The sequence below is a fragment of the Streptomyces sp. NPDC057271 genome, assembly GCF_042668715.1.
In the GTDB taxonomy this organism is placed as follows: domain Bacteria; phylum Actinomycetota; class Actinomycetes; order Streptomycetales; family Streptomycetaceae; genus Streptomyces.
On the sequence record NZ_JBHUYJ010000146.1, the window covers coordinates 1 to 15,722 of the forward strand.

Annotated in this window: 15 protein-coding genes; 11 read left to right on the forward strand and 4 right to left on the reverse strand. The window is 71.2% G+C overall.

Annotated features, from left to right (window positions below; genetic code table 11):
• Positions 1 to 100: 100 nt before the first annotated feature.
• The 7 genes from ACFUJR_RS36270 to ACFUJR_RS36300 all read left to right on the forward strand — a co-directional run bounded on the left by ACFUJR_RS36270 (position 101) and on the right by ACFUJR_RS36300 (position 6,432).
• Positions 101 to 493, forward strand: a complete 393-nt coding sequence (locus ACFUJR_RS36270; RefSeq protein WP_383180549.1) for a hypothetical protein — start codon at positions 101 to 103, stop codon at positions 491 to 493.
• A gap of 37 nt (positions 494 to 530) precedes the next feature.
• A complete protein-coding gene (locus ACFUJR_RS36275; RefSeq protein ID WP_383180546.1) occupies positions 531 to 1,952 on the forward strand; it encodes an RsmB/NOP family class I SAM-dependent RNA methyltransferase in 1,422 nt (473 codons plus the stop codon).
• Between the two features lie 153 nt (positions 1,953 to 2,105).
• Positions 2,106 to 2,789 (forward strand): ribulose-phosphate 3-epimerase, encoded by a 684-nt coding sequence (gene rpe / locus ACFUJR_RS36280; RefSeq protein ID WP_383180543.1) that lies wholly within the window; start codon positions 2,106 to 2,108, stop codon positions 2,787 to 2,789.
• A 142-nt stretch (positions 2,790 to 2,931) separates the two neighbouring features.
• On the forward strand, positions 2,932 to 3,981 hold the full coding sequence (locus tag ACFUJR_RS36285; protein WP_383180540.1) for a sugar-binding transcriptional regulator: 1,050 nt from the start codon (positions 2,932 to 2,934) through the stop codon (positions 3,979 to 3,981).
• 194 nt (positions 3,982 to 4,175) lie between these two features.
• Positions 4,176 to 4,577, forward strand: a complete 402-nt coding sequence (locus ACFUJR_RS36290; protein WP_383180537.1) for a ribonuclease domain-containing protein — start codon at positions 4,176 to 4,178, stop codon at positions 4,575 to 4,577.
• A complete protein-coding gene (locus ACFUJR_RS36295; protein ID WP_383180533.1) occupies positions 4,564 to 4,884 on the forward strand; it encodes a barstar family protein in 321 nt (106 codons plus the stop codon). Before ACFUJR_RS36290 ends, ACFUJR_RS36295 begins: the two co-directional genes overlap by 14 nt.
• Positions 4,885 to 4,989: 105 nt before the next feature.
• Positions 4,990 to 6,432 (forward strand): GuaB1 family IMP dehydrogenase-related protein, encoded by a 1,443-nt coding sequence (locus ACFUJR_RS36300; protein WP_383180530.1) that lies wholly within the window; start codon positions 4,990 to 4,992, stop codon positions 6,430 to 6,432.
• Positions 6,433 to 6,541: 109 nt separating this feature from the next.
• Here the strand turns inward: ACFUJR_RS36300 and ACFUJR_RS36305 are convergent, their stop codons facing one another.
• Positions 6,542 to 7,546, reverse strand: a complete 1,005-nt coding sequence (locus ACFUJR_RS36305; protein ID WP_383179531.1) for a GDSL-type esterase/lipase family protein — start codon at positions 7,544 to 7,546, stop codon at positions 6,542 to 6,544.
• 354 nt (positions 7,547 to 7,900) lie between these two features.
• On the opposite strand from ACFUJR_RS36305, the gene ACFUJR_RS36310 reads away from it, so the two are divergent.
• Both ACFUJR_RS36310 and ACFUJR_RS36315 read left to right on the forward strand, forming a co-directional pair.
• The gene (locus ACFUJR_RS36310; protein WP_383179534.1) at positions 7,901 to 9,382 is read left to right on the forward strand and encodes an amino acid permease; all 1,482 of its coding nucleotides are present in this window, start codon (positions 7,901 to 7,903) and stop codon (positions 9,380 to 9,382) included.
• A 10-nt stretch (positions 9,383 to 9,392) separates the two neighbouring features.
• Positions 9,393 to 9,848, forward strand: a complete 456-nt coding sequence (locus ACFUJR_RS36315; RefSeq protein ID WP_015032260.1) for an Lrp/AsnC family transcriptional regulator — start codon at positions 9,393 to 9,395, stop codon at positions 9,846 to 9,848.
• Positions 9,849 to 9,919: 71 nt separating this feature from the next.
• Here the strand turns inward: ACFUJR_RS36315 and ACFUJR_RS36320 are convergent, their stop codons facing one another.
• Complete coding sequence (locus ACFUJR_RS36320) at positions 9,920 to 10,468, reverse strand: Repetin (RefSeq protein ID WP_383179535.1); 549 nt, start codon at positions 10,466 to 10,468, stop codon at positions 9,920 to 9,922.
• A gap of 278 nt (positions 10,469 to 10,746) precedes the next feature.
• Here ACFUJR_RS36320 and ACFUJR_RS36325 point away from each other — a divergent pair, with 278 nt between their 5' ends.
• Both ACFUJR_RS36325 and ACFUJR_RS36330 read left to right on the forward strand, forming a co-directional pair.
• Positions 10,747 to 11,553 carry a carbon-nitrogen hydrolase family protein gene (locus ACFUJR_RS36325; RefSeq protein ID WP_383179538.1) on the forward strand — a complete coding sequence of 269 codons (807 nt, stop codon included), beginning with the start codon at positions 10,747 to 10,749 and terminating at the stop codon, positions 11,551 to 11,553.
• 56 nt (positions 11,554 to 11,609) lie between these two features.
• Entirely contained in the window at positions 11,610 to 13,307 is a 1,698-nt protein-coding gene (locus ACFUJR_RS36330; protein WP_383179541.1) for a flavin monoamine oxidase family protein, read from the forward strand.
• A 7-nt stretch (positions 13,308 to 13,314) separates the two neighbouring features.
• Here the strand turns inward: ACFUJR_RS36330 and ACFUJR_RS36335 are convergent, their stop codons facing one another.
• Together ACFUJR_RS36335 and ACFUJR_RS36340 are read right to left on the reverse strand one after the other, a co-directional pair.
• Positions 13,315 to 14,013: a DUF5995 family protein gene (locus ACFUJR_RS36335; RefSeq protein WP_383179544.1), complete on the reverse strand. Its 699-nt coding sequence runs from the start codon at positions 14,011 to 14,013 to the stop codon at positions 13,315 to 13,317.
• 74 nt (positions 14,014 to 14,087) lie between these two features.
• A complete protein-coding gene (locus ACFUJR_RS36340; protein ID WP_383179547.1) occupies positions 14,088 to 15,515 on the reverse strand; it encodes a uracil-xanthine permease family protein in 1,428 nt (475 codons plus the stop codon).
• Positions 15,516 to 15,722: the final 207 nt, after the last annotated feature.

Here is a 15,722-nt window from a genome sequence, read left to right on the forward strand (position 1 = left end):
CTGACCTGCCCCACCCTCGCCACACCACAACCAACGAGCGCAGGACATTTAAGTCACCGGCATTGCGCCTAGGCCCGGGCGTCGTGGGCCAGGCGAGACTTTGACGACAGGGCCTCGGGCGGGGATCGACGAGCACGGCGTGCTCCGGCTGCCCGAGGGGTCCTGGTGGGACTGGAGGGTGGCAGGTCACGACGGCAGTCGGCTCCGCCTCGTGGCCGGTTACGACCTCGCGTACTTCCATGGCCTCGAGCTGGTCTTCACCGACGCGTCCTACGTCCGCTGCCCCTTCGCCTTCCTCGATCCGGAGTTCCGGGCGCCCACGGACGAGGAGCGCGCGACGGTCGTGCGACTGCTGGGCGAGGAGCCGGTCGTGCTGGTCGCCTTCGAAGCCGACGGCGGGGGAACCGAGCCCGTCTCGTGCCTGGTCGCCGCCGAGGCGCTCGACGTCGTCACGGGGGCTTTTCGGCATGCGGGGGCGGCGGACGTAGGCTGAGAGGGTTCGACCTCGTCTTTTCTCACGCGGAGCACCTTTGAGCGAGCAGGCACGCCGCCGTCCCCCCAAGCCGTACCGCCGTCCCAAGAAGGATCCCGTGCGGCTCCTCGCCTTCGAGGCGCTCAGGGCGGTCGACGAGCGGGACGCGTACGCGAATCTCGTGCTGCCCCCGCTGCTGAGGAAGGCCCGGGAGAAGGGCGACTTCGACGGACGCGACGCCGCGCTCGCGACCGAGCTGGTCTACGGCACGCTGCGGCGCCAGGGGACGTACGACGCCATCGTGTCCGCCTGTATCGACCGGCCGCTCCGCGAGGTCGATCCCCCGGTCCTCGACGTGCTGTCGCTCGGTGCCCACCAGTTGCTCGGGACGCGCATCCCGACGCACGCCGCCGTCTCCGCGAGCGTGGAGCTCGCGCGCGTGGTGCTCGGGGACGGGCGGGCCAAGTTCGTGAACGCCGTTCTGCGGAAGATCTCGCAGCACGACCTCGACACCTGGGTGGAGCAGGTCGCGCCGCCCTACGAGGACGACGCCGAGGATCATCTCGCGGTCGTCCACTCGCACCCCCGCTGGGTCGTCTCCGCGCTCTGGGACGCCCTCGGCGGCGGCCGGGCCGGCATCGAGGACCTGCTCGAGGCAGACAACGAGCGCCCCGAGGTCACGCTCGTGGCCCGCCCGGGGCGCGCCACCACCGACGAGCTCACCGGCGAGGACACGCTGCCCGGCCGCTGGTCGCCGTACGCGGTCCGGCTGGCCGAGGGCGGCGAGCCCGGGGCCATCGAGGCCGTGAAGGAGGGGCGCGCGGGCGTCCAGGACGAGGGCAGCCAGCTCGTCGCCATCGCGCTCGCCGACGCCCCCCTCGAAGGCCGCGACGAGCGCTGGCTCGACGGCTGTGCGGGCCCCGGCGGCAAGGCGGCCCTCCTGGGCGCCCTGGCCGCCGAGCGAGGCGCCGCCCTGCTCGCCTCCGAGAAGCAGCCTCACCGCGCCCGTCTCGTCGAGCGCGCGCTCGCCGGCAACCCCGGTCCGTACCAGGTCATCGCCGCCGACGGGACCCGCCCGCCGTGGCGACCGGGCTCCTTCGACCGCGTCCTGATGGACGTCCCGTGCTCGGGCCTCGGCGCTCTGCGCCGCCGACCCGAGGCCCGCTGGCGCCGCCGCCCGGAGGACCTGGACGGCTTCGCCCCGCTCCAGCGCGGTCTGCTGCGCGAGGCGCTGTCGGCGGTCCGCGTCGGGGGAGTCGTCGGGTACGCCACCTGCTCGCCGCACCTGGCCGAGACCCGCGTGGTCGTCGAGGACGTCCTCAAGGGCCGCGGCGGGCCGGCGGTCGAGGCGGAGTGGATCGACGTACGTCCTCTGATGCCCGGCGTGCCCGCGCTCGGCGAGGGGCCGGACGTCCAGCTGTGGCCGCACCTCCACGGCACGGACGCGATGTACCTGGCGCTGCTGCGGCGGACGGCCTGACGGAGACGGATCCGCGCCCGTCCGGCATGTGGACAGGGGGCGAACCCGGAATCAGGTCCGAATCCGGCCCGAATCCGTACCGAACCCTCGTGGATCCCGGTTCGAAACCGCTCAGCGGCAAAGAAGTGCCCAAGAACATGGCAGGCTTGGCTCATGGCGCAGATCAACCCCAGCATCCTGTCCGCAGACTTCGCCCGCCTCGCCGATGAGGCGAAGGCCGTCGACGGTGCCGACTGGCTGCATGTCGATGTCATGGACAACCATTTCGTGCCCAACCTGACGCTCGGCGTGCCGATCGTCGAGTCGCTCGCGCGGGCCACGGACACCCCGCTGGACTGCCACCTCATGATCGAGGACCCGGACCGCTGGGCCCCGCAGTACGTCGAGGCGGGCGCCGGATCCGTCACCTTCCACGTCGAGGCGGCCGCCGCCCCCGTGCGGCTGGCGCGCGAGATCCGCGCCAAGGGGGCGCGGGCCTCGATGGCGCTGAAGCCCGCCACGCCCATCGAGCCGTACGAGGACCTGCTCCCCGAGCTGGACATGCTGCTGATCATGACCGTCGAGCCGGGCTTCGGCGGGCAGGCCTTCCTCGACATCATGCTGCCCAAGATCCGTCGTACCCGTGAGCTCATCTCCAAGCACGGACTGGAGCTGTGGCTGCAGGTCGACGGCGGGGTGGCCGAATCCACCATCGAGCGGTGCGCCGAGGCCGGCGCCGACGTCTTCGTCGCCGGGTCGGCGGTCTACGGCGCCCAGGACCCGGCCGAGGCCGTCCGCTCCCTCCGCGCGAAGGCCGACTCCGCGACCGCCACGGCGGCGTGGGCGTGTGGCCACTGAGCCTCCGGCAGATGAACGCGGTCCGTCGGAGCACCGACAGGACCGATCGGGACCCGCCGGATCTGACAGGATGAACGGCGAGTCCAGAGTGTGAACGACAGCAGGACGACAGCAGCACGACGCGGCACGTGAGCAGCGGTACGTGAACAGAGCTAAGGAGATCGCGGTGGCGGGAATCTCGGCGGGACGGTCAGCCCTGCGGATGGGACCCGCGGAGCTGGTGCAGGCGGCGGCCATGGCGCGCCGTTTCTACCTCGAGGGCAAGTCCAAGATCCAGATCGCCGAGGAGTTCGGCGTGAGCCGCTTCAAGGTGGCCAGGGTCCTGGAGACCGCGCTCGAACGCGACCTCGTACGGATCGAGATCCGCGTCCCGGCCGAGCTGGACGCGGAGCGCTCGGACGCGCTCCGCGCCCGGTACGGGCTCCGCCACGCCGTCGTCGTCGAGTCCCCGGCGGAGGGCGAGGACGAGTCGCCCGACCCGGAGAACCTCGGCGAGGTCGCGGCCGACCTGCTCGGCGAGCTGGTCAACGAGGGCGACGTCCTGGGCCTGGCCTGGGGCCGCTCGACCATCCACATGGCCGCCGCCCTCGACCGGCTGCCCCCGTGCACCGTCGTCCAGCTCACCGGCGTGTACGACGCCGGGACCGCCGAGCGCGGCTCGGTGGAGGCGGTACGGCGTGCGGCCCAGGTCTCCGGCGGCGAGGCGCACCCCATCTACGCGCCGATGCTGCTGCCCGACCCCGCCACGGCGGCAGCGCTGCGCAACCAGACCGGCATCGCGCGGGCCTTCGAGTACTTCGACAAGGTCACCGTCGCCTGTGTCTCCATCGGCTCCTGGGAGCCGGGCATCTCGACCGTGCACGACATGCTCACGGACGAGGAGCGCGCCCACTACGCCTCCCTCGGCGTCGCCGCCGAGATGTCCGCGCACCTCTTCGACACCGAGGGGCGCCGGGTGGGCCGTGACCTGGGCGAGCGCTGCATCACGGTCGAGGCGGACCGGCTGCGCCGGATCCCCGAGGTCGTGGCGATCGCGGGCGGCCAGCGCAAGGCGGCGGCGATCGGGGCGGTGCTCCGCTCGGGGCTCGTCACCAGCCTCGTGACCGACCGTGCCGCGGCCGACCACCTCCTCACCGAGTCCACCCCCGGCTCGCGCCCCGCGCTGGAGCGGAAGGACCCGGACGGCGTCTGACGCCGCGACGCCCGCGGCGCGGCAGTCCCGGCACGGTCGGTCCGGGCTGTTCCAGGGCCGGCCGCGCGGGACCCGTACCGGCGTGTGCTGTTCCAGGGCCGGCCGCGTGGGACCCATACCGGCGTGTGCCGCTCCAGGGTCGGCCGCCCGCGCGGGACCCGTACCCGCGGCCCTGCGGCCGGTATCGTCGGCGCATGTTGCCCCGGACCCTCCGCGCGCTGCTCGCACTCGTGCTGTGCGTCGCGGCACTCGTCGGCTGTTCCACCGCCGTCGGCGACGGCGCCCCCGCCCCCACCGGATCCTCCGGGCTCGTGACCGTCCGGGTCGGCGACCTGCCGGCCGAGGCGCGGGCGGCCCTGGAGCTCATCGAGCGCGGCGGGCCCTTCCCGTACGAGAAGGACGGCGCGACCTTCTCGAACTTCGAGCGGATCCTGCCGCTCCACGAGCGCGGCTACTACCGCGAGTACACCGTCCGGACCCCCGGCGAACGCGACCGCGGCGCACGGCGCATCGTCACCGGGCGGGACGGCGAGGTCTACTACACGGACGACCACTACGAGACCTTCCGTGAGGTGGTGACCGATGAGGCTCGATGACGCGCTCGTCCTCGACCTGAACGGGATCGTGGACAAGGCCGGCTTCATGGACCGCTGCGCCACCGCCCTCGGGCTTCCCGCCTGGTTCGGACGGAACTGGGACGCCCTCGCCGAATCTCTGACGGACCTCCCCGAGCCGATGGCCCTCGTCGTCACCGGTTGGAAGTCGTACGCCGAGGCCCGGCCGAGCGACTGGGAGACCGTCCAGGACGTGTTCGCCACGGCCGCCGACACCAGCCCCACCGGCCTCACCGTCCTCCTCGCTCTTGGAGGAAACGACAAGAGTGGTGGCGCGAGGCTCGGATGAATCGCCTGGGCCTGGTATTCGTACTGGCGTGGGACAATGAACTACGTGCTTTTTCCCCTGGCTGAAATGCCTAGGGGCCGATCCGAACGACTGGGATGTCAGCACGTGCGTTTCCTCAATGACGTCAAGCCGCCCTACGACCTGACGTACGACGATGTCTTCATGGTGCCGAGCCGCTCGGCCGTGGGTTCCCGCCAGGCGGTGGACCTCGCCTCGCCGGACGGTACCGGCACGACGATCCCGCTGGTCGTCGCCAACATGACCGCGATCGCCGGCCGCCGCATGGCCGAGACCGTCGCCCGCCGCGGTGGCCTCGTCGTCATCCCCCAGGACATTCCGATCGAGGTCGTCACCGACGTCATCTCGTGGGTGAAGAGCCGCCACCACGTCCTGGACACCCCCATCGTCCTCGCGCCGCACCAGACCGTCGCCGACGCGCTCTCGCTGCTGCCCAAGCGGTCGCACGACGCCGGTGTCGTCGTCGACGAGGACCGTCGTCCGGTCGGTGTCGTCACCGACGCGGACCTGTCCGGCGTGGACCGCTTCACCCAGCTCTCCGAGGTCATGTCGAAGGATCTGCTGCTCCTCGACGCCGACATCGAGCCGCGCGACGCGTTCAACACGCTCGACCACGCCAACCGGCGTTACGCCCCGGCCGTGGACAAGGACGGCCGTCTGGTCGGCATCCTGACCCGCAAGGGCGCGCTCCGCGCGACCCTGTACACCCCGGCCGTCGACGCGAACGGCAAGCTGCGCGTCGCCGCCGCCGTCGGCATCAACGGCGACTTCGTGGGCAAGGCCAAGCAGCTGCTCGACGCGGGCGTCGACACGCTCGTCATCGACACGGCGCACGGCCACCAGGAGTCGATGGTCACGGCGATCAAGGCCGTGCGCGCCCTGGACCCGCAGGTTCCGATCGTCGCCGGCAACATCGTCGCCGCCGAGGGTGTGCGTGACCTCATCGAGGTCGGCGCGGACATCGTCAAGGTCGGTGTGGGCCCCGGCGCCATGTGCACCACGCGCATGATGACCGGCGTCGGCCGCCCGCAGTTCTCCGCCGTCCTGGAGTGCGCCGCCGAGGCGAAGAAGTACGGCAAGCACGTCTGGGCCGACGGTGGCGTCCGGCACCCGCGCGATGTCGCCATGGCGCTCGCCGCCGGCGCGTCCAACGTCATGATCGGCTCGTGGTTCGCCGGGACGTACGAGTCCCCTGGCGACCTCCAGCACACCGCCGACGGGCGTCCGTACAAGGAGTCCTTCGGCATGGCCTCGGCCCGCGCCGTGCAGAACCGCACGAGCGAGGAGTCGGCCTACGACCGGGCCCGCAAGGGCCTCTTCGAGGAGGGCATCTCGACCTCCCGGATGTTCCTCGACCCGGCCCGCCCGGGCGTCGAGGACCTGATCGACTCGATCATCGCGGGCGTCCGCTCCTCCTGCACCTACGCGGGAGCGGCCTCGCTGGCCGAGTTCGAGGAGAAGGCCGTGGTCGGCATCCAGAGCGCCGCCGGTTACGCCGAGGGCAAGCCGCTGCACGCCAGCTGGAGCTAGTCCGTCGTACGAAGGCCCCCGCGAGGCGACTCGCGGGGGCCTTCGTCGTACCCGCGCACAGGGCCGGCCCCGGATCCGCCTACGGGGCCGGGTGCCCGCTGCCCACGGGTCACGCCGTCGTGCGCAGCCTCCGTGCGTGGGGGCGCAGCGCGTCCGCGACAGCCGCCGCCATCCGGGCGTGCCCGCGGTCGTTGGGGTGCAGGCCGTCCGCGAGGTCCTCGGGATCGAGCAGGGGGCGGCCGGAGAGCACGACCAGCCGTCTGTCGCCCTCCGCCGCCAGGTCGCGCCCCGCCTGCTCCATGGCCGTGCGCAGCTCCTCCAGGGTGGCGCCCAGGGCGTTGGGGGCGGTCTCGGCCTCCGGGCGCAGCACGGGGGAGAGGATCAGCAGTGGGGCGTCCGGGTGGCCCCGGCGCACCAGGCCCACGTAGGCCCGTACCGTCTCGTAGAGCAGACCGGCCGAACTGGGCGCCTTGGACCAGCAGTTGGTGCCGAAGGCCAGCGTGACGATTTCGCCGGGGAGGCTCGCGAGCTGCTCGGCGAGGGGGAGTTCGCCGCGCGCCCCGCCCGCGAAGCCGAGGTTGACCGTGTCCAGGCCGAGGGACCGCCCCGCCGTCGCCGGCCAGGAGTGGGCGGGCCGTGTCGACCACCAGCCCTCGGTGATCGAGTCGCCGTGCACGAGCCAGCGCGGCCGCCGCGGGGCGGGGGAGAGGGAACCGTCGCAGGCCCGGAGGCCGAGCACCACCGGCGCCTGGCTCTCCGGCAGATGGATCGCGAACGTCCCTCCGTCGGGCGGGAGTTCGAGCGTGACGGTGGCCTCCTCCGCGGGCGCCGTGAAGCTCTCGCCCACGCACCTGCCGTCGCGCCACAGAGCGAAGCAGTGCCGCAGGGCCCGCAGGGCGTCCCCCGTGGCCGGAACGGAGGCCCGATAGCGCAGCTCCACCGCCCGGGTGCCGGGCTCGGCCGCGAACTCGACCCTGACACCGATGGGCAGTGCGGCCCGCTCGGCCGTGTCCCAGGGGAGCCGGGCGAGGTCGGAGGGGTCGGCGCGGACCGCGCGGCCGCCGTCCAGCCAGGCCGTGCCGCGCAGATAGGGAGTGGGATCCAGCCAACCCACCGAAGCCTCCGATCGAGGTGACGCAGCGGGCTCGCAGAGTCGGTCATAGAGCACAAGGAGTCAATGCGCACGCGGCGTGTACTTCACACCCCGCTTATCGCCCCAATGTGCCGATTCATGCGAGGGGGCGCAATGTTTCCTCGTCTGGGCTCCAAGTGCGCAATGATCATCTGGTGGTGCGCAACATCCCTGCATTACGAGCGCGAAGGCGGGGGCTTAGGCTCATGCCTCGTACCAGGAGTGGCGGCGACCGCCTGCTCGGCGGTTCCCCCATCCCTCGCGGGCCTGTTCGGCATGCCCGCGGACCGCCGTGGTCGTCGCATTTCGTCAGGCAGCGATCAAGGAGCCTCCGCAGTGCTGGATCAAGGCACAGCCTCACCGGCCACCGAGCCGACCGTCCCCAAGACCTCCGGGCTCTCCGCCCTGACCCGGCGCAAGCCGGTAGAACGCCTGGTCGCCGAGGGTGGCCAGGGTGAGGGCGGCTCGCTCCGCCGCACGCTCTCGATGTGGCAGCTGACCATGATCAGCATCGGTGCCACGCTCGGCACCGGCATCTTCGTCGTCCTCGGTGACGCCGTGCCGAAGGCCGGCCCGGCGGTCACGATCGCCTTCGTCATCGCCGGTCTCACCGCACTCTTCTCCGCTCTCTCGTACGCCGAGCTGGCGGGCTCCATACCGGTCGCCGGTTCCTCCTACTCGTATGCGTACGCAACGATGGGTGAACTCGTGGCGTGGGTCTGCGGCTGGTGCCTGGTCCTGGAGTACGGCGTCTCCGTCGCCGCCGTGGCGGTCGGCTGGGGCGAGTACCTGAACGAGCTGCTCGACGGCACGATCGGCGTCACCATCCCCGACGTGCTCTCCTCTGCCCCCGGTGAGGGCGGCATCATCAACCTGCCGGGCCTGATCGTCGTCCTGCTCGCGATGGTCTTCCTGCTCGGCGGTGCCCGCGAGTCCGCCCTCGTGAACACCATCATGGTCTTCGTGAAGATCGCCGCGCTCGTGCTCTTCTGCGCCATCGGCTTCATGGGCTTCAAGTCCGGCAACTACGCCGACTTCATGCCGCTCGGCATGGCCGGCGTCAGCGCCGCCGGTGCGAGCCTGTTCTTCTCGTACATCGGCTTCGACGCCGCCTCCACCGCCGGTGAGGAGGCGAAGGACCCGAAGCGTGACCTGCCGCGCGCGATCATGCTCTCGCTGCTCATCGTCACCGTCCTCTACGTCCTCGTCGCCGCCGTCGCCGTCGGCGCGTGGAACTGGAAGGACTTCGAGGGCTCCGAGGCCCCGCTCGCCGCGATCATGCACGACGTCAGCGGCCAGGCATTCTGGGGCACCCTGCTCGCCGCAGGTGCGGTCATCTCGATCGCCAGCGTCGTCCTGACCGTCCTCTACGGGCAGACCCGGGTGCTCTTCGCGATGTCCCGCGACGGCCTCGTGCCCAAGGTCTTCGGCAAGGTCAGCGGCAAGACCGGCACCCCGCGCGTGAACACCGTCATCGTGTCGGTGTTCTGCGGCGCCCTCGCCTCCGTCATCCCGCTGGGCAAGCTCGTCGACGCCACCAGCATCGGCACCCTGTTCGCCTTCGCCCTGGTCAACATCGCGGTGATCGTGCTGCGCCGCACCCGCCCGACGATGGACCGCACCTTCCGCGTCCCGCTGGGCTGGACCTTCCCGATCCTCGGCTTCGGCTTCTGCGTGTACAACATGTTCAGCCTGGACTCGGTCACCTGGGTGGTCTTCGGTTGCTGGATGGCCGCGGGCCTCGTGTTCTACTTCCTGTACGGCATGCGCCGCTCCCGTCTGGCCACCGACGCCGGGGCCACCGAAGCAGAGAAGTGATCCACCCGTAGTGCGACTCAACGACCTCGACGAACGCATCGTCCACGCCCTCGCGGAGGACGCCCGCCGCTCGTACGCCGACATCGGCTCGCTCGTCGGCCTGTCCGCGCCCGCCGTCAAGCGGCGCGTGGACCGGCTGCGGGCCGAGGGCGCCATCACCGGCTTCACCGTACGGGTGGACCCGGCGGCGCTCGGCTGGGAGACCGAGGGATTCGTCGAGATCTACTGTCGCCACAACACCTCGCCGGACGACATCCGGCGGGGTCTGGAACGGTATCCCGAGGTCGTGTCCGCGTCGACCGTCACCGGCGACGCGGACGCCGTCGTCCAGGTCTTCGCCTCCGACATGCGCCACTTCGAGCGCGTCCTGGAGCGGATCGCGGGCGAGCCGTTCGTGGAGCGCACCAAGTCGGTCCTGGTGCTTTCGCCGCTGCTGCGGCGCTTCTCCTCTGGCTCCCCCGCCTAGCCCTGCGGGCGGCCGGACGAAGGGCGGTGCGGGCTGTGGTTCCCGCACCGCCCTTCGTCGTCCCGGGTGACCTAGTTGTACGGCAGCTGCCAGGGCAGCACCTTGAAGTCGCCCGTGCCGGCCTTCACCTGCTCGAACGGGGCCGAGCTGAGGCAGGGCGGCACCTCCAGGGCGTTCTCGCGGCCGACCCAGCTGTAGCCGAGCCGGTCGTGCTTCCCGAGGTCGTGCACCGTGACGCCGACCCGCTTGTTCCGCAGCTCCTGCAGGTCTGTGTCGTGGATGACCCCTGTCACCACCGCGACCTTCCCGCCGGTCACCAGGCAGTCGACCTTGGCCACCGCGTAGCCGCCGTAGCTCCCGTCCTCGGTGTAGTGGCTGAAGCGGAAGGTGCCCGTCGCCGCCTGCGGGTCCTTCCGGTCCTTCTGCGCCAGGTGCGCGTCGAACGTGAAGGTGATGTCGTCAGCGGCCGGGGCAGGGCGGAACAGCTTGGCCGTGCCGGTCAGCGCGGCGGCCTCCCGGCTGCCGCCCCTCCCGTCCCCGGAGGCGACGGCGGAACCCGCGGCTCCCGCGGAGATCGTCAGGGCGGCGGCGAGGGCGGCGATCTTCGTACGGCGGTTCATGGGATGTCGGTCCTTTCGGCAGGTCAACCGGACGACCACCACTCTCGCGCGCGGCCCGCCCCGGGGCGTCGCGCCGGGGAACGGTCCTCGCCTCCGCCGCGCGGCGGGGGAGACGTACGACCCTCGTACGAGCCCCGCGCAACGAATCGCCGCTCCGGTCGGAGATCGCGCAACGGTTCGACGGTCGGTCCGCAACGGTCGCGCCTTGTCCCGATCGAGCGCGAAACCGTACCGTTTCTGAGGTCTCTCCCTTTCCTTCCGACCCCCGAGGATCGCCGATGCCCGCGCTGCGCACCGCCCTGCTCCAGAGCTCCGGTGAGCTCGGTGACGTGGCCGCGAATCTGAAGATCCTCGACGAGGCCGCCGCCCGCGCGGCCGACGCCGGAGCCGGGCTCCTGCTCGCCCCCGAGCTGTTCCTGACCGGCTACGCGATCGGCGCCGACATGGCGCGCCTGGCCGAGCCGGCCGACGGACCCTCCGCGCGTGCCGTCGCGGCCGTCGCCGCCCGCCACGGCCTGGCCGTCGGCTACGGCTACCCGGAGCGGGACGTCGAGCGCCACGGAGTCCTCTACAACGCGGCGCAGCTCTTCGGCCCCGACGGCGGCGTGCTCCTGCACTACCGCAAGACGCACCTGTACGGCGACTTCGAGAACCACTGGTTCACGCCCGGCGAGGACGCGGTCGTCCAGGCCGAACTCGGCGGCCTCACCGTCGGCCTCATGATCTGCTACGACGTCGAGTTCCCCGAGAACGTGCGGGCGCAGGCGCTGGCCGGTACGGACCTCCTCCTCGTACCGACCGCGCTCATGCACCCCGCCGAGGTCGTCGCCGAGTCCGTCGTCCCGGTGCGCGCCTTCGAGAACCAGATGTACGTGGCGTACGCGAACCGGACGGGCCCCGAGGGTGACTTCGAGTTCGTCGGCCTCTCCACGCTCGCGGCCCCCGACGGCACCTCCCGCGCCCGCGCGGGGCGAGGCGAGGACCTGGTCCTCGGCGATGTCGACCCGGCGCTCCTCGCCGCCTCGCGCAAGGACAACCCCTACCTCCGCGACCGTCGCCCCGGCCTCTACGGCTCCCTGGTCTGAGCCGTCGTCCACCTTCGAGCCTCTCCCGTTCTTCCCGTGCAAGGAGTCCGTACCCCATGACGTCCACGGTGCCCACGACCGCCGTTCCGCACAGCGACGGCCAGCCGCCGATCACCATGTTCGGTCCGGACTTCCCGTACGCCTACGACGACTTCCTGGCCCACCCGGCCGGGCTCGGCCAGATACCCGCGACCGAGCACGGCACCGAGGTCGCCGTCATCGGCGGCGGGCTGTCGGGCGTCATCGCGGCCTACGAGCTGATGAAGATGGGCCTCAGGCCCGTCGTCTACGAGGCCGACCAGATCGGCGGCCGGCTGCGGACCGTCGGCTTCGAGGGCACCGGCACCGAGGGGCTGACGGCGGAGATGGGCGCCATGCGCTTCCCGCCCTCCTCCACGGCGTTCCAGCACTACATCGACCTGGTGGGCCTGGAGACGCAGCCGTTCCCGAACCCGCTCGCCGAGTCCACCCCGTCGACCGTCGTCGACCTCAAGGGCGAGTCGCACTACGCGCAGACCGTCGACGACCTCCCGCAGGTCTACCGCGACGTGATGAACGCGTGGAACGCCTGCCTGGACGAGGGCGCCGACTTCTCCGACATGAACCAGGCCATGCGTGAGCGCGACGTCCCGCGCATCCGCGAGATCTGGTCGAAGCTCGTCGAGAAGCTCGACAACCAGACCTTCTACGGCTTCCTGTGCGAATCGGAGTCCTTCAAGTCCTTCCGTCACCGGGAGATCTTCGGCCAGGTCGGCTTCGGCACGGGCGGCTGGGACACCGACTTCCCCAACTCCATCCTGGAGATCCTCCGCGTCGTCTACACCGAGGCCGACGACCACCACCGTGGCATCGTGGGCGGCTCGCAGCAGCTGCCGCTGCGCCTGTGGGAGCGCGAGCCGGAGAAGATCGTCCACTGGGCGCAGGGCACCTCCCTGCGGTCCCTGCACGAGGGCGACCCGAAGCCGGCCGTCACCCGGCTGAACCGCACCGCCGGCAACAAGATCACCGTCACCGACGCCGCCGGGGACATCCGCACCTACAAGGCGGCGATCTTCACCGCCCAGTCCTGGATGCTGCTCTCCAAGATCGCCTGTGACGACTCGCTCTTCCCGATCGACCACTGGACCGCGATCGAGCGCACCCACTACATGGAGAGCTCGAAGCTGTTCGTGCCGGTCGACCGTCCGTTCTGGCTGGACAAGGATGAGGAGACTGGTCGGGACGTCATGTCGATGACGCTGACCGACCGGATGACCCGTGGCACGTACCTCCTGGACGACGGCCCGGACAAGCCGGCCGTGATCTGCCTCTCGTACACGTGGTGCGACGACAGCCTGAAGTGGCTGCCGCTCTCCGCGAACGAGCGGATGGAGGTCATGCTGAAGTCGCTCGGCGAGATCTACCCGAAGGTCGACATCCGGAAGCACATCATCGGCAACCCGGTGACGGTCTCCTGGGAGAACGAGCCCTACTTCATGGGCGCCTTCAAGGCGAACCTGCCGGGCCACTACCGCTACCAGCGCCGCCTGTTCACGCACTTCATGCAGGACCGCCTGCCCGAGGACAAGCGGGGCATCTTCCTCGCCGGCGACGACATCTCCTGGACGGCCGGCTGGGCCGAGGGAGCCGTGCAGACCGCGCTCAACGCGGTGTGGGGCGTGATGCACCACTTCGGCGGCTCGACCGACGCCACCAACCCGGGCCCGGGCGACGTGTACGACGAGATCGCACCGGTGGAGCTTCCGGAGGACTGACCCGCCCTCAGCCGCGCAGGGTCAGCGGGGTGAGCAGCATCCGCCCCACCAGACCTACCGACCGGTCGAGGCGTTCCCTGAACTCCTCGGCCAGGTCGGGCAGTTCGCCCAGCTCCCAGAGGGAGCGGGCGGCGAGCCAGGCCCCGTCACGGGCCCGGTCGAGGCTCCAGCAGCCCAGCAGATGCGTCAGCGGGTCCGCGACCTCGAGGAGGTCCGGACCCGGCATCAGCTCCTCGCGGATCCGCTCCTCGAGGAGCACGAGGATGTCCCCGACGCGGTCGAACTCGTCCTCGAGGTCGCGCGGCACGCAGTCGAGGGTCCGGCAGGTGTCGACCACGGCGAGCGCCAGGTCGTGGCCGATGTGGGCGTTGATCCCGGCCAGCGCGAACTGCAGCGGCCGTACGCCGGGATGGCGCCGGTAGTGGAAGAGCGGCCGCCAGCAGGCCGGGGCGGGGCAGCCGGTCGCGACGGTGTCGACGACCGAGAGATAGCGCTCCGCGAAACGGACGTCGAGGGTCGCGGCGGCCCGCCGGTCGGCGAAGGTGCCGGAGTCGATGGCCCGGCCGATCTCCTCCGTCACGGTCAGGTAGACCCGGTTGAAGACGGCGACGCCGTCGGCCGGATGCCAGGCCGAACGGATTCTCCGCATCCGCTCCACCACCGGGTCGACCGCGGTGAACTGCCCGATCTGCGTGGTCTGCGCCATGGGGGCAGCGTCCCAGCAGCCGGGCCATGGAGGGAACTCCCTCGGCCCGGCTTCCCCAGAACGGGCGAATATGCCTACGACTTGTCGGCCGACCCGCTGCCTTTCGTGCTCGCGTACGTGCTGGTGCCCGCGTCGAGCTCGGGGGCTCCCCGCCGCCAGGCAGGGGAAGGCTCCTGCTGCTTCAGGTGCGCCGGGGCGAACGCCCGCAGCACGTGGTAGCCGGTGACCACGACGATCGTGCCGAGCGCGATACCGCCGAGTTCGAAGGTGTCGGTGAAGGTCAGCTTCACGCCGCCGACGCCGATGATGATGCCCGCCGCGGCCGGCACCAGGTTGAGCGGGTTGCGGAGGTCCACCTTGGCGTTGATCCAGATCTGGGCGCCGAGCAGGCCGATCATGCCGTACAGGATCACCGTGATGCCGCCGAGCACACCGCCGGGGATCGCGGCGACGACCGCGCCGAACTTGGGGCAGAGGCCGAAGAGCAGCGCGAAGCCGGCCGCGGCCCAGTAGGCGGCGGTCGAGTAGACGCGGGTGGCCGCCATTACGCCGATGTTCTCGGAGTACGTGGTGTTGGGCGGGCCGCCCACGGCGGTCGACAGCATCGAGGCGGCGCCGTCGGCCGCGATGGCGGTGCCGAGCTTGGAGTCGAGGTTGTCGCCGGTCATCTCGCCGACGGCCTTGACGTGCCCGGCGTTCTCCGCGATCAGGGCGATCACCACGGGCAGCGCCACCAGCACGGCCGACCACTCGAAGCTGGGGCCGTGGAAGGTCGGGAGGCCGATCCAGTCGGCCTGGGAGACGCCCGAGAGGTCGAGCCGCCAGTGGTCGGTGACCTGGCCGGCCGGGGACATGGAGTGGATCTTGCCGAAGACCAGGTCGAAGACCCAGGAGACGACGTAGCCGAAGATCAGACCGAGGAAGATCGCGATACGCGACCAGAACCCGCGAAGACAGACCACGGCGAGACCGGTGAACAGCATGACGAGGAGCGCGGTCCACTGGTCCTGCGGCCAGTACGTGGCCGCCGTGACCGGGGCGAGGTTGAAGCCGATCAGCATCACGACGGCGCCGGTGACGATCGGCGGCATCGTCGCGTGGATGATCCGCGCCCCGAACCTCCGTACCGCGAGACCCGCCAGGAACAGCACACCGCCGACGACGAACACCGCGCCCGTGACGGTCGCGCTGGTGCCGCCGGAGGCCCGGATGGCCGCGGCGACACCGACGAAGGAGAGCGAGCAGCCCAGATAGCTGGGGACCGTGCCCCGCGTCGCGAGCAGGAAGATCACGGTCGCGACCCCGGACATCATGATCGCGAGGTTGGGGTCGAGACCCATGAGGACGGGGGCCACGAAGGACGCGCCGAACATCGCCACCACATGCTGGGCGCCGAGGCCGGCCGTGCGGGGCCAGGAGAGTCGCTCGTCCGGCCGGACGACGGCTCCTGGAGCGGGTGTTCGTCCGTCGCCGTGCAGGGTCCAGCGCACGCCGAGGTTCATGTGGTCGCTCCAGTCCTCCGGTGACGACGGCCGGTTCGCCGCGCGAAACCCCAGCCGAAAAAGATCAGCCACATGGTAATGCGTCGCAGGTCACCAGGGGTCGGCCGGGAGATCTACCTCTGATCTTGGCCAGTGCTCCGCCCTTCAGGGCGGGGGTGAAGGCCATCCTTGGACCGGAGGCGCGGAGCGCCGGAGTGCTCTGTGTCT

Bases quoted from the DNA above. Each gene is read 5' to 3' on its own strand.
- rpe (WP_383180543.1), top strand. From the start codon at position 2,106: ATGGCGCAGATCAACCCCAGCATCCTGTCCGCAGACTTCGCCCGCCTC.
- ACFUJR_RS36290 (WP_383180537.1), top strand. From the start codon at position 4,176: ATGTTGCCCCGGACCCTCCGCGCGCTGCTCGCACTCGTGCTGTGCGTC.
- ACFUJR_RS36295 (WP_383180533.1), top strand. From the start codon at position 4,564: ATGAGGCTCGATGACGCGCTCGTCCTCGACCTGAACGGGATCGTGGAC.
- ACFUJR_RS36320 (WP_383179535.1), bottom strand. From the start codon at position 10,468: ATGAACCGCCGTACGAAGATCGCCGCCCTCGCCGCCGCCCTGACGATC.
- ACFUJR_RS36325 (WP_383179538.1), top strand. From the start codon at position 10,747: ATGCCCGCGCTGCGCACCGCCCTGCTCCAGAGCTCCGGTGAGCTCGGT.
- ACFUJR_RS36330 (WP_383179541.1), top strand. From the start codon at position 11,610: ATGACGTCCACGGTGCCCACGACCGCCGTTCCGCACAGCGACGGCCAG.
- ACFUJR_RS36335 (WP_383179544.1), bottom strand. From the start codon at position 14,013: ATGGCGCAGACCACGCAGATCGGGCAGTTCACCGCGGTCGACCCGGTG.
- ACFUJR_RS36340 (WP_383179547.1), bottom strand. From the start codon at position 15,515: ATGAACCTCGGCGTGCGCTGGACCCTGCACGGCGACGGACGAACACCC.